Below are 13493 nucleotides of genomic sequence, written 5' to 3'. Positions count from 1 at the left end.
GATGAACGCGCCGTATGACGGTGATCGCGGCCATGGCGCGGGCGATGACCCGGCCGGCCGGGTACCGCCGCCCCAGAGCGGCCCGTACGCCCACCAGAACCCTTACGGACCGGAGCCGCACCAACAGGATCCGTATCTGGGGGACCCGCGCGACATCTCATACAGCCAGCTGCCGTACGTACAGGATCCCTATATGCAGGATCCGTACGTCACCGGTTCGTTCACGCCCTACCCCTACGCGGCGCAGGACCCCTACGCGGCACGGCAGGGCTCCTACGCCCACGACCCGCTGACCGACCCACTGACGGATCCGCTGACCGATCCTCTGTACGACCAGGGCCAGGGTCAGAGCGCCTACCACGCGCCTCAGGCCGGCGGCTACCAGCAGCCCTACCAGGAGCCGCCCGTTTCCCCACAGGGGCACGATCCGCGCCTTTGGTCGGCCGAGGCCGCCGCCCCCGAGGGCCCCGCCCACCAGCCGTACGGCGGCGATGTCGAGGCCACGCAGTTTCTGGGCACCGGTCCGCAGGCCGGCTACGACGCCGGGGAACAGCAGCAGCCCGACGCCTTCGCCCACCTCTTCCGCGACCAGCAGCCCTACGAGCCCCAGCGCCCCCAGCAGCCCCCGGCCGGGTATCCGCCCGCGGGGCACCCGCAGGGGCAGGCGCCGGTGTCCGAACCACCCAGCCCCGTTCCCGCCCAGCCGGCCGCCCCCGCGGGGGCGGCCGCGGCCGTGGCCGATCCGGAGACCGCCGAGCCCGAGAAGAAGCGCTCGGGGGGCGGCCGTGCGGCAAACCTGCTGAAGTCCAGCGCGGTGATGGCGGCCGGAACGCTGGTCTCCCGGCTGACCGGTTTCGTCCGCCAGCTGGTGATCGTCGCCGCCATCGGCGCGGGCTTCCTCGGCGACACCTACGCCGTCGCCTACCAGCTGCCCGCGATGATCTACTTCCTCACCGTGGGCGGCGGCCTCAACTCCGTCTTCGTCCCGCAGCTCGTCCGCTCCATGAAGGAGGACGAGGACGGCGGCGACGCCTATGCCAACCGCCTGCTGACCCTGGTGATGGTCGTCCTCGCGGCCCTCGTCGCGGTGTCCGTGTTCGCGGCTCCCACGCTGATCCGCACGCTCTCGCCGTCCATCGCGGGCAACCCCAACGCCAACGAGGTGGCGGTCGCCTTCGCCCGCTACTGCCTGCCCACCATCTTCTTCATGGGCGTGCACGTCGTGGTGGGCCAGATCCTCAACGCCCGGGGCAGCTTCGGCGCCATGATGTGGACCCCGGTCCTCAACAACATCGTCGTCATCGCCAGCTTCGGCCTGTTCATCTGGGTGTTCGGCACCTTCAGCTCCCCCGAGATGGGCGTCACCACCATCACCCCCGAAGGGGTCCGGCTGCTGGGGGTCGGCACCCTTCTCGGCCTCACCGTCCAGGCGCTGGCGATGTTCCCCTATCTTCGGGCAGCCGGCTTCCGCTTCCGGCCCCGCTTCGACTGGCGCGGCCACGGCCTCGGCAAGGCAGCCAAGCTCGCCAAGTGGACCATCCTGTTCGTGCTCGCCAACCAGGCCGGCAACGTCGTGGTCACCCGGCTCGCCACCGCGGCCGGAGCGAAGGCCGAAAGCCAACACTTCCTTGGCACGGGCCTCATCGGCTACCAGAGCGCCCAGCTCATCTGGGGCATGCCACAGGCGATCATCACCGTCTCCGTCATGGCCGCCCTGCTGCCCCGGATCTCCCGCGCGGCCCACGACGGGGACACCGGCGCGGTCCGCGACGACATCTCGCAGGGCCTGCGCACCTCCGCCGTCGCCATCGTCCCGCTCGCCCTTGGGTTCGTCGCGCTCGGCATCCCCATGTGCACCCTGCTGTTCGGCTCCTCCGGCACCGATCAGGCCCGCTCCATGGGCTACATCCTCATGGCGTTCGGCCTCGGACTCATCCCGTTCTCGGTGCAGTACGTCGTCCTGCGCGGCTTCTACGCCTACGAGGACACCCGCACCCCCTTCTACAACACGGTGATCGTCGCCGCCGTCAACGCCGCCGCCTCCGGACTCTGCTACCTCATCCTCCCTGCCCGCTGGGCCGTGGCCGGCATGGCCGCCTCCTACGGCCTGGCCTACGCAGTCGGCGTAGGCGTGGCCTGGAAGCGCCTCCGCAAGCAGCTGGGCGGCGATCTGGACGGGCGGCACGTCGTCCGCACCTACACCCGTCTGGTGGGAGCCGGCATCCCCGCCGCCCTCATCGGCGGAGCGGCCGCCTACGTCATCACCGGGGCCCTGGGCGCCGGCCTGACCGGCTCTCTAGCGGCTCTGGCCGGTGGCGGTCTCGTTCTTGTCGCGGTCTTCTACATTGCGGCGAAACGGATGCGCATCGAGGAGCTGACCGCCATGGTCGGTATGGTCCGCGGACGACTTGGTCGCTGATCGTTCAGCACAACCATCGTCTGCCACCGTGTGTCGTGCATAGCGGCGGACTGTGGGCACAATTGTCTTGGCTCGGAGTAGGCGCAATGGATGGGGAGGCAGGAACGACGGTGGCGGAACGGAGCACGGCTGCCGTCGACGTGGCCGACAACAGCGGAGATGAGTCGCTGACCGCCGAGGCGGGCAAGGCCACGTCCGACGGGGTGGGAACCGAAACGAAAGCCAATACGGAAGCGAAGGCCGCGGGCACCGACACAAAGGGCGCCGCGGCCGACACGAGCGCCCCCGAGCTGCACAGCGGCCACAAGCTCGCCAGACGCTACCGCCTGGAGGAATGCGTCACCCGTCTGGACGGATTCAGCAGCTGGCGTGCCGTGGACGAGAAACTCCGCCGCGCCGTCGGAGTCCATGTGCTTCCGGCCGATCACCCGCGGGCCCGCCCGGTGCTGGCCGCCGCCCGTTCGGCGGCGCTGCTCGGCGACCCCCGCTTCGTCCAAGTCCTCGACGCCGTCGAGGAGAACGACCTCGTCTACGTGGTCCACGAGTGGCTCCCCGACGCCACCGAACTCACCACCGTCCTCGCCTCCGGGCCGCTCGAGCCGCATGACGCCTACCAGCTCGTCAGCCAGGTATCCCAGGCCATGGCCGCCGCCCATCGCGAAGGCCTCGCACATCTGCGGCTCAACCCCGGCTCCGTGCTGCGCACCGAATCGGGCCAGTACCGCATCCGCGGCCTCGCCGTCATGGCCGCCCTGCGCGGCATCAGCTCCGACCAGCCGCAGCGCACCGACACCGAAGCCATCGGCGCGCTGCTGTACGCGGCCTTGACCCAGCGCTGGCCGTACGAGAGGGACGCCTACGGCCTGTCCGGGCTGCCCAAGGGCGTCGGCCTGATCGCGCCCGACCAGGTCCGGGCGGGGGTCCACCGCGGCCTGTCCGAGCTGGCGATGCGCGCGCTCGTCAATGACGGCGCCACCGCCTCCCGGCAGGACCAGCCCTGCACCACTCCTGAGGAGCTCTCCAAGGCCGTCGCCGCCATGCCGCGGATCCGCCCGCCGGAGCCCGTCTTCACGGCGCCCGAGGCCTTCCAGCGCACCACATACCAACAGGGCGCGTACGGTCAGCCGCCCCACCGCGGCCGCCAGTCCCTCGTCGCCGGCCCGCCCGCCCCCGTGCCACCCCCGCCCCCGCTGCAGAGCCGCACCGGCAAGGCCCTCAAGTGGACCGTCTCAGCCCTGCTGATCGCGGCCCTCGGCCTCGGCAGCTGGCAGCTCGCGGACACCCTCCTCAAGGAGGAGAAGAAGTCCCCGCCCAGTAGGTCACAGCCGAAGGGGAATGACGACAAGCCCACGAAGCCGGTCAGCAAGCCAATCAAGATCGTCAACGCCCAGGAGTTCGCCCCCGACGGTGAGCCACAGAAACCCGCTGCGGCCGATCTCACCCACGACGGGGACGCCTCGACGATCTGGCGCACCAAAAGCTATGTCGAGGGTCCGCCATTCGCCCCGAGCTTCAAGAAGGGCGTGGGGATCATCTACGACCTCGGCTCCGAGCAGAGGCTGAGCGGCGCCTCCATCGGGCTGCACTACGGAGGCTCGTACACGGAGGTCTCGCTGTACGCCACGGGTTCCCTCTCCCCCTCCGTCTCGCCGTCCGACCCCGTCGCTTCGTTCAAAAAGATTGACTCGGTCAAGACCACGAGCAAGTCCGCCGAGCTGAAGAACAAGAGCAAGGTGAAGGCCCGCTACGTCCTTGTCTGGTTCACGGCGCTTCCCTACTCCGCCCCGGAGCCGAACTACGAAAACCACTACAAGCAAGCGATCACGGACGTGAAGTTCACCGGCTGAGCCGGCCGGGCGGGGAGGGGGCTCCAGGGTGGACAACGCCAGATTCGGCGACACGAGCGACAGCGAGCTGCTCAAGCTCCATGTCGCCGGCGACCCGGACGCCTTCGGTGAACTCGTGCGACGCCACCGCGACAGACTCTGGGCGGTGGCGCTGCGCACGCTCGGCGACCGTGAGGAGGCCGCCGACGCGGTCCAGGACGCGCTCGTGTCCGCCTACCGAGCCGCTCACACCTTCCGGGGCCAGTCGGCCGTCACGACCTGGCTCCACCGCATCACCGTGAACGCCTGCCTGGACCGGGCCCGCAAGGCCGCCTCCCGCCGTACCTCCCCGCTCGCCGAGACCGAGCGGCTCGAGCAGCTCCTCGAACCCCACGAATCGGCCGCCGCTCCCGCGGAGCGCGAAGATCTCCACCGCGAGCTGCTCCGCGCGCTCCGCACCCTGCCCCCCGAGCAGCGGGCAGCCCTCGTACTCGTCGATATGCAGGGCTATCCCGTGGCCGAAGCCGCGAAAATCCTGGAGATCCCCACCGGCACGGTCAAGAGCCGCTGCGCCCGGGGACGCGCACGCCTGCTGCCCATGCTGACCCATCTCCATCCGAACGGGAGGGGTAGCGACTCGCCGAGCGGGGCAAGGAACCGGACGCAGGGGACATCCGTCCCACCGGCGGCAGGACCGAACGACGCAGATGCCGTGAAGGGCGGAGGTGGCCGAGCGTGACATCGTCGACCGACACGGATGAGCATCCGGAGGTCACGGAGATTTCCGCACTCACCGAGGGGCTGCTCCCCCCGGACCGCACCACCCATGTGCGCGGCCACCTCGCCGCCTGTGAGCTGTGCGCCGAGGTGCGAGCCTCCCTGGACGAGATCCGGTCGCTGCTGGGGACCCTCCCCGGTCCGGTGCAGATGCCCGCCGATATCGCGGGGCGCATCGACGCGGCGCTCGCCGCCGAAGCCCTCCTTGACGCCACCATCCCGGATCACTGCGTCGATGTTTCACGTGAAACGTCGACTCTCCACGCCTCGGCCGAATCATCTGCGGGCGTTTCACGTGAAACATCGGAGTTGGCCCGCCCCCGGAAGACGATCGGCGAAGCGGCGCCGATCTCGTCCGGCGCTGCCGAGCGGCCGACGAGGCGCCCGCGAGCCGCCACCGGACCGGGCCGCGGGAAGTCCCGGCCCGACACCCGGCGCCGGCAGGTCCGGCGCTGGCCCAGGACCGTCCTCGGCACCGCCTGCGCGGCTGCCGTGATCGGCCTCGGCTCCTTCCTCGTCCAGTCGGGCTCCACCCACGGCAACGACTCGACCGGCACACAGACAGCGAAGAAGCAGCCCTCGTCCGATACGGAAGCGCTCTCCGCAGCGACTCTCAAGGCACGGGTGCATGCCCTCCTGGCCGGCAAGAAGCCGTCCACCGCCTCCGGTGAGGTGCACGCGCAGGACACCCCGGACATGCCGCTGCGCGCCGAGGACCCACCGGTGCCCAACTGTGTACAGGCCGGCACCGGCCGCTCGGAGGTCCCGCTTGCCGCGCAGGAGGACACCTACGCCGGCAAGGACGTCTATCTTGTGGTGCTGCCGCACCGTGCCGACAGCAAGCTTGTCGACGTCTTCGTGATCGACTCGGCGTGCGCCGCGCAGTCACCGTCGACCGCCGGCACTCGCCTTGTGGCCCGTACCTATCCGCGAGACTGAGGCGGACGGCACACGGCACACGGCGGACCGCCTGACGCCACCCGGGAATGCGGGCCCCGTAGGATCCGTTGGGTGGGATGGCAGCGGTTTTCCGGGGAACTCCGGACGTCGTCGCCCTCAGTCAGCAGTCGGCACTCGGCAGAGACAAGGAAGACATCCGTGAGCGACGTCCGCAACGTGATCATCATCGGTTCCGGGCCCGCGGGCTATACGGCCGCGCTCTACACCGCCCGGGCTTCCTTGAAGCCGCTGGTCTTCGAAGGCTCCGTGACCGCCGGTGGTGCCCTGATGAACACCACCGACGTGGAGAACTTCCCCGGCTTCCGTGACGGGATCATGGGCCCCGACCTGATGGACAACATGCGGGCGCAGGCGGAGCGCTTCGGCGCCGAGCTGATCCCGGACGACGTTGCCTCGGTCGACCTCAGCGAGGACATCAAGACCGTCACCGACTCCTCCGGTACGGTCCACCGGGCCAAGGCGGTCATCGTCAGCACCGGCTCGCAGCACCGCAAGCTGGGCCTGCCCCACGAGGACGAGCTCTCCGGCCGTGGCGTCTCCTGGTGTGCCACCTGCGACGGGTTCTTCTTCAAGGACCAGGACATCGCCGTCATCGGCGGTGGTGACACCGCGATGGAGGAGGCGACCTTCCTCTCCCGCTTCGCCAAGTCGGTCACCGTGGTCCACCGCCGTGACACGCTGCGTGCCAGCAAGGCGATGCAGGAGCGCGCCTTCGCCGACCCGAAGATCTCCTTCATCTGGGACAGCGAGGTCACCGAGATCCACGGGGACAACAAGCTCTCCGGGCTGACCCTGCGGGACGTCAAGACCGGGGAGACCTCCGAGCTGCCAGTCACCGGACTGTTCATCGCCATCGGTCACGACCCGCGCACCGAGCTCTTCAAGGGTCAGCTCGACCTGGACGACGAGGGCTACCTGAAGGTCGCGTCGCCCTCGACCCGGACGAACCTGCCCGGTGTCTTCGCCGCAGGTGATGTCGTGGACCACACTTACCGTCAGGCGATCACCGCGGCCGGTACGGGCTGCTCTTCCGCCCTGGACGCCGAGCGGTACCTCGCCGCTCTCGCCGACAGCGCGAACGCCACCGCCTGACCCCGCCTACCCCCCTGCACCAAACCGATAAAGGAGATGAACCATGGCCGGTGCCACGGTGACCGTCACAGACGCCGACTTCGAGGAGACCGTCCTCAAGAGCGACAAGCCCGTGCTCGTCGACTTCTGGGCCGCGTGGTGCGGTCCGTGCCGCCAGATCGCTCCGTCCCTGGAGGCCATCGCGGCTGAGCACGGCGACAAGATCATCATCGCTAAGCTCAACATCGACGAGAACCCCACGACCGCCGCGAAGTACGGCGTGATGTCGATCCCGACGCTGAACGTCTACCAGGGCGGCGAGGTGGCCAAGACCATCGTCGGCGCCAAGCCGAAGGCTGCCATCGAGCGCGACCTGGCCGACTTCATCGGCTGACCCTGTCAGCCGTCGCTCCACCACGAAGGGGCTGCCCCGCTTGGGGCAGCCCCTTCGTGTTTCACGTGAAACCGCGGCCGACAAGCACCGGCCCCGCCTGTCCTACAGCGGCCGGAGCGCCGGCTCCTTCTGGACCGCACCGAGCAGCCGGTCCAGAGCCAGCTCGACGTCCTCCTTCCAGGAGATCGTCGTCCTCAGCTCCAGCCTCAGCCGCGGATACCGCGGATGCGGCCGCACCGTCTTGAAGCCCACGGCGAGCAGATGATCCGCGGGCAGCACACAGGCCGGTTCCTTCCACGCGGCGTCCCCGAAGGCCTCGATCGCCTTGAACCCGCGCCGTATCAGATCCTTGGCCACCGTCTGCACCATCACCCGGCCCAGCCCCTGCCCCTGGTACCCGGGCATCAGCCAGGCCGTCATCAGCTGCACCGCGTCCGCCGCGACGGGGCTCGTCGGAAAGGCCGTGGATCGAGGCACATACGCCGGGGGCGCGTAGAGCACAAAGCCCACCGGCACATCGTCCACATAGACCACCCGGCCGCAGGAGCCCCACTCCAGCAGCACGGCCGAGATCCAGGCTTCCTTCTCCAGCTCCGGACGTCCGGCCCTTACCGCGGCCTCGCCGCTGACCGGGTCGAGCTCCCAGAAGACGCAGGCGCGGCAGCGCTTGGGGATGTCCGGAAGGTTGTCCAGCGTGAGCGGTACGAGCCGACGCCCCATGAAGCCAGTCCCTCACTTCCGTCGTCGGCCGCGCTCCGAGCGGCCGACAGCGCACTACGCTCCCTGAGCAGACTGCCGACGAATCCGCCGACGGCTCCCAGGCCCAATCCCGTTGCCAGCAGCCCCGTGCGGCTCACCGACCGCATGGCCTTGCCCTCCACATAAGACGCCTCCACATGGATCCGCCCTACCTGATCGCATCGTATCCGTGCCGAGATTGCACCGATACCGCCCTTGAGCAAAGAGCGGGTCGTGTTCCGACCATGCCGGAAAGACGACCCGCCCCGCTCTGCCGTAAGGCTGGTGTCCTACTCTTCCTCTTCCGCCGCTTCCGAGAGCCGCTGCTCCAGAACCGGGCCCTCGTCCGGGGCGAGCGTGCCGAGGATGCGCTCCAGATCCTCTATCGAGGCGAACTCGACGACGATCTTCCCTTTCTTCTGACCGAGGTCCACCTTCACCCGGGTCTCGAAACGGTCGGAGAGCCTGGAGGCGAGATCCGTGAGGGCTGGGGAGATCTTCGTGCCCGCGCGCGGCCCCTTCGCCTTCGATGCGCTGCCCGACCGCGAGCCCATCAGGGTCACGATCTCTTCGACTGAACGCACCGAGAGCCCCTCGGCGACAATCCGGTACGCCAGCCGGTCCTGCTCCTCCGGGTCATCGACGCCGAGCAACGCACGGGCGTGGCCCGCGGAGAGGACCCCCGCAGCCACCCGGCTCTGCACCTTGGGGGACAGCTTCAACAGCCGGAGCGTATTGGAGACCTGGGGGCGCGAACGCCCGATACGGTCCGCCAGCTCGTCGTGTGTGCAGTCGAAGTCTTTCAGCAACTGGTCGTAGGCGAACGCCTCTTCCAACGGGTTGAGCTGTGCGCGATGCAGATTTTCCAGCAGGGCGTCCAGCAGAAGCTTCTCGTCCTCGGTCGCCCTGACGATGGCCGGAATCTTCTCCAGCCCTGCCTCCCGGCAAGCCCGCCAGCGACGCTCGCCCATGATGAGCTCATAGCGCTCGGGAGCCAACTGCCTGACGACGATGGGCTGGAGAAGCCCGACTTCCTGGATCGAGGTGACCAGCTCGGCAAGAGCGTCCTCGTCGAACACCTCACGCGGCTGCCGCGGATTGGGGGTGATGTAGTCCAGCGGCAGCTCGGCGAAGTGCGCTCCGGCCACCTCGTCCACGACAGGCGGGAGTACTTCCTCCTCCTGCTGCTGCTGCACAGTCTCGGTCTCCGGTGGAAGGCCATGGGAGGGCAGCGAGGCTACCTTGGCCGCGGCCACACCACGCTCCTGTGTCAGCACCGGGACCGCTGACGGCGAGGTGGAGACCCCCATCGCCGTGACCGTTCCCGCCGCCGTCGCGGGCCCGGAGCCATCCGTCCCCTTCGGCGCGGGAGGGATCAGGGCCCCGAGCCCACGGCCCAGCCCTCTGCGTCGCTCACTCACTGAATCCCCTCCTGCATGCTGTGCTGGTCGTGCGGGCTGATCTCTGGGACGGTATGCGCCCGCTGGGCGTCATAGCGGACGTTGACCCCTCTGAGCGCGATCTCCCGAGCCGCTTCGAGATAGGAGAGCGCTCCGCTGGACCCGGGGTCATAGGTGAGGACCGTCTGCCCATAGCTGGGAGCCTCGGAGATGCGCACCGATCTCGGGATGCTCGTCCGCAGCACCTCATGGCCGAAGTGGCTGCGGACCTCATCGGCGACCTGCGAGGCCAACCGGGTCCGGCCGTCGTACATCGTGAGCAGGATCGTCGAGACATGGAGCTTGGGGTTGAGATGCCCCCGCACCAGATCGACATTGCGCAGCAGCTGCCCCAGACCCTCCAGGGCGTAGTACTCGCACTGGATCGGGATCAGGACCTCGGCCCCGGCGACGAGTGCGTTGACCGTCAGCAGGCCCAGGGACGGGGGACAGTCGATGAGGATGTAGTCCAACGGCTGCTCATAGGCCTGGATGGCCCGCTCCAGCCGACTCTCCCGCGCCACCAGCGAGACCAGCTCGATCTCCGCACCCGCCAGATCGATCGTGGCCGGGGCGCAGAACAGCCCCTCCACATCAGGAACGGGCTGCACCACGTCGGACAGGGGCTTGCTGTCCACCAGCACGTCATAGATCGACGGAACCTCGGCGTGATGATCGATACCCAGCGCCGTCGAGGCATTGCCCTGCGGATCGAGATCGATGACCAGCACCCGGGCACCATGGAGGGCCAGGGAAGCAGCCAGATTGACCGTGGTGGTGGTCTTACCGACCCCGCCCTTCTGATTGGCGACCACAATCACCCGGGTCTGCTCGGGCCTGGGCAGTCCCTCGCCCGCGCGTCCCAGGGCTTGGACCGCCAGTTCAGCGGCACGGCCAATGGGGGTGTCGTCCATCGGGGGCGGTGTTTCACGTGAAACATCCTCCCCCGCCGATTCGGTACGGGGGCCGGGGACCGGGTCGGTCATCGGCCCCGCGATGTTGGCGTCGGACCGCAAGGATTCACTCTCCTCGACATCAGGCTCGCGATGAACAGAGCCTGCCATGCTTTTGGGGTTGTGAACCAGCGAGGTCCGTTCTCCTGTGGATGAATCCACATCCCGTCGGGGCCGACGGTCGCGCGGCAATGCTGCCGCGCGCCCACGACTGATGATTCCATGCAGCAAGGAGCGACGTTTCACGTGAAACACGATGCACGGACAGCCTCACCGATTCGTCGCGACACTCCGGTATGCGTAGTTTTGGCAGCTTGTATGGAGCAGCCGAGCCCGCCCTATGGAGCAACATCGACTCCAGGGCGACCAAAAAGATCACGGACCAGCCCACGGCCACTCAGCGGCGGCGCCGAGGACCCTTCCGGGCCGCCTTGGCCCGCTTGGCAGCGAAACGCACACCGCCGGGGCTCTCCCCGACCTCGACCCGCACCACAGTGGAGAGCGGGTCGACGATCCCCTCCCCGACATGAAGGACCGAGGTCCCGACCACCCCGAGCTTGCTCAGCGCGGCACGGGCGTGCTTCAGCTCCTCCTCCGCCGTATCCCCCTTGAGCAGCAGCATCTCCCCGTACGGGCGCAGCAGCGGAACCCCCCAGCCGGCCAGCCGGTCCAGCGGAGCCACGGCGCGCGCCGTCACCACATGCATCGGGGGCAGCTTCCCCAGGACCTCCTCAGCCCGGCCCCGCACCACCGTCACATGGTCCAGCCCCAGGAGCTCGACCACTTCCTGAAGGAAGTTCGTGCGGCGCAGCAGCGGCTCCAGCAGCGTGATCCGCAGATCCGGACGGGTCAGGGCGAGCGGAATGCCGGGCAGCCCGGCGCCCGAGCCCACATCGCACACGGTGACTCCCTCGGGGACCACCTCGGAGAGCACCGCGCAGTTGAGCAGATGGCGCTCCCATAGCCGCGGCACCTCGCGGGGCCCGATCAGCCCGCGGGTCACCCCGACGTCGGCGAGTAGTTCGGCGTACCGGACGGCCTCCAAGAAGCGCTCACCGAATACCTCCCGCGCCTCCTCGGGCGCCGGGGGGAGCTCCGCTGCTTCCGTCACGGGGACCGTCCTTCCATACCGAACACTGTGGTGAACGCTGATGCGAGGCTGACAGCTGATGCAAGGCTGACAAGATTCGGCCCCGCCTGCGAGCAGACGGGGCCGTGTGGATCATGAGGCTGGACCGGTTCAGGCCGGAAGCACGACCACGCGACGCTGGGGCTCCTCGCCCTCCGATTCGCTGCGCAGTCCTGCGGCCGCCACCGCGTCGTGCACGACCTTCCGCTCGAACGGCGTCATCGGCTTCAGCTTCACCGGCTCACCGGTGCCCTTGGCCTCCTGCGCGGCCTTGGTGCCCAGCTCGGTGAGCTCGGCACGCTTACGAGCCCGGTACCCGGCGATGTCGAGCATCAGCCGACTGCGATCACCGGTCTCCCGGTGCACCGCGAGCCGGGTCAGCTCCTGGAGCGCCTCCAGCACCTCACCGTCCCGACCCACCAGCTTCTGCAGGTCACGGCTGGTCGATTCACTGATGATCGACACCGCGGCACGGTCGGCCTCGACGTCCATGTCGATGTCGCCGTCGAGGTCCGCGATGTCCAGCAGCCCCTCGAGGTAGTCGGCCGCGATCTCCCCTTCCTGCTCGAGGCGGGTCAGGGTGTCGACACCCTCGGCAGCCGGGGTGGTGCCTTCCGTCACGGATGGACTCCTTCTTACTTCTTGGACGGGTGCTTGGGGCGCTGCTGGCCCTTGCGCTGCCCGGACTTGGCGGTGCGGGAGGAGCCGGAAGCCGAGCCGCCGGCCGGCTTACCGCCCTGCGCTCCCTTCTTCTCCGCCACGCTGGGCTGCTGCTTCTCCGAGGGGGACTTGTCCAGCGAGGTCTTTTCGACCTTCTGCGGGGACTGCGCCGTGGCCCTGGCGTGGCCCGAGACGCCCGACTGACGCTGCGACTTGCTCTGCCGCTTGGGCTGCTGCCGGTTCGCACGAGCCGTCTCGGCGGCCTTCTTGGCCTCGACCTCGGCCGGCTCCTCCTTGAGCTTGCCCTGGGCCCGCAGCCGCTCCTGGCGGGCCTTGAAGGCGACGCTGCCGGGGGTCGGGTTACGGCGGATGACGAACATCTGCTGACCCATGGTCCACACGTTGGTGGTCAGCCAGTAGACGAGGACACCGACGGGGAAGTTGATGCCGAAGACGGCGAACATCACCGGGAAGACGTACATCAGCATCTTCTGCTGCTGCATGAACGGCGTCTTCACCGTCAGGTCGACGTTCTTGGTCATCAGCTGGCGCTGGGTGAAGAACTGCGACGCCGACATCAGGACGATCATGACGACCGTCACGACCCGGACGTCCGTCAGCGTGGCGCCGAGGGACTCGACCTGCGAGGCGGACGACATGAACTTCACGGACAGCGGGGCGCCGAAGATGTGCGCCTGACGGGCGCTGTCCAGCAGCGACTGGTCGATGAAACCGACCGTGCGGTTGTTCGCGATGTGGTTCAGGACCTGGTACAGCGAGATGAAGAACGGCGACTGGGCCAGGATCGGGAGACAGCTCGAGAGCGGGTTGGTACCCGTCTCCTTGTAGAGCTTCATCATCTCTTCGGACTGGCGCTGCCGGTCGCTCTTGTAGCGCTCCTGGATCGCCTTCATCTTCGGCTGGAGCGCCTGCATGTTCCGTGTCGCCTTGATCTGCTTCACGAAGAGCGGGATCAGGCAGATACGGATCAGTACCACCAGCGAAACGATGGACAGACCCCACGCCCAGCCACTGTTCCTGTCGAAGATGAGGCTGTAGAACGCGTGGAACTGGACGATGATCCAGGAAACTACGTCATAAAGAGGACCGAGGATCGTGTCCACGAA

Annotated in this window: 12 protein-coding genes; 6 read left to right on the top strand and 6 right to left on the bottom strand. The window is 68.4% G+C overall.

Annotation, left to right across the window (positions count from 1 at the left end):
• The first annotated feature begins 1 nt into the window (after position 1).
• The 6 genes from murJ (at position 2) to trxA (ending at position 7447) form a co-directional block, all read left to right on the top strand.
• Positions 2-2419 (top strand): murein biosynthesis integral membrane protein MurJ, encoded by a 2418-nt coding sequence (gene murJ, locus PV419_RS15040; RefSeq protein WP_319688805.1) that lies wholly within the window; start codon positions 2-4, stop codon positions 2417-2419.
• A 110-nt stretch (positions 2420-2529) separates the two neighbouring features.
• Entirely contained in the window at positions 2530-4266 is a 1737-nt protein-coding gene (locus PV419_RS15035) for a protein kinase family protein (protein WP_319688803.1), read from the top strand.
• A gap of 28 nt (positions 4267-4294) precedes the next feature.
• On the top strand, positions 4295-4984 hold the full coding sequence (sigM, locus tag PV419_RS15030) for an RNA polymerase sigma factor SigM (RefSeq protein ID WP_319688801.1): 690 nt from the start codon (positions 4295-4297) through the stop codon (positions 4982-4984).
• Positions 4981-5961 (top strand): hypothetical protein, encoded by a 981-nt coding sequence (locus PV419_RS15025; protein WP_319688799.1) that lies wholly within the window; start codon positions 4981-4983, stop codon positions 5959-5961. Before sigM ends, PV419_RS15025 begins: the two co-directional genes overlap by 4 nt.
• 159 nt (positions 5962-6120) lie before the next feature.
• Entirely contained in the window at positions 6121-7074 is a 954-nt protein-coding gene (gene trxB / locus PV419_RS15020) for a thioredoxin-disulfide reductase (protein ID WP_319688797.1), read from the top strand.
• Positions 7075-7117: 43 nt separating this feature from the next.
• Entirely contained in the window at positions 7118-7447 is a 330-nt protein-coding gene (gene trxA / locus PV419_RS15015) for a thioredoxin (protein ID WP_014177959.1), read from the top strand.
• A gap of 102 nt (positions 7448-7549) precedes the next feature.
• Here trxA and PV419_RS15010 read toward each other — a convergent pair whose 3' ends face one another.
• From PV419_RS15010 to yidC, 6 genes are all read right to left on the bottom strand, one after another.
• Complete coding sequence (locus tag PV419_RS15010) at positions 7550-8167, bottom strand: GNAT family N-acetyltransferase (RefSeq protein ID WP_319688795.1); 618 nt, start codon at positions 8165-8167, stop codon at positions 7550-7552.
• 308 nt (positions 8168-8475) lie between these two features.
• Positions 8476-9606 (bottom strand): ParB/RepB/Spo0J family partition protein, encoded by a 1131-nt coding sequence (locus PV419_RS15005; protein WP_319688793.1) that lies wholly within the window; start codon positions 9604-9606, stop codon positions 8476-8478.
• The gene (locus tag PV419_RS15000) at positions 9603-10688 is read right to left on the bottom strand and encodes a ParA family protein (RefSeq protein WP_319689083.1); all 1086 of its coding nucleotides are present in this window, start codon (positions 10686-10688) and stop codon (positions 9603-9605) included. Before PV419_RS15000 ends, PV419_RS15005 begins: the two co-directional genes overlap by 4 nt.
• A gap of 286 nt (positions 10689-10974) precedes the next feature.
• Positions 10975-11688 carry a 16S rRNA (guanine(527)-N(7))-methyltransferase RsmG gene (gene rsmG / locus PV419_RS14995; RefSeq protein WP_319688791.1) on the bottom strand — a complete coding sequence of 238 codons (714 nt, stop codon included), beginning with the start codon at positions 11686-11688 and terminating at the stop codon, positions 10975-10977.
• A 129-nt stretch (positions 11689-11817) separates the two neighbouring features.
• Complete coding sequence (locus PV419_RS14990; RefSeq protein WP_319688789.1) at positions 11818-12327, bottom strand: protein jag; 510 nt, start codon at positions 12325-12327, stop codon at positions 11818-11820.
• A gap of 14 nt (positions 12328-12341) precedes the next feature.
• On the bottom strand, positions 12342-13490 hold the full coding sequence (yidC, locus tag PV419_RS14985; RefSeq protein ID WP_319688787.1) for a membrane protein insertase YidC: 1149 nt from the start codon (positions 13488-13490) through the stop codon (positions 12342-12344).
• Positions 13491-13493: the final 3 nt, after the last annotated feature.

Source organism: Streptomyces sp. ME19-01-6 (assembly GCF_033793745.1).
Lineage (GTDB): Bacteria > Actinomycetota > Actinomycetes > Streptomycetales > Streptomycetaceae > Streptomyces.
The sequence above is the reverse complement of the archived record's forward strand: the minus strand, read 5'-3'. Positions and strand labels throughout refer to the sequence as shown.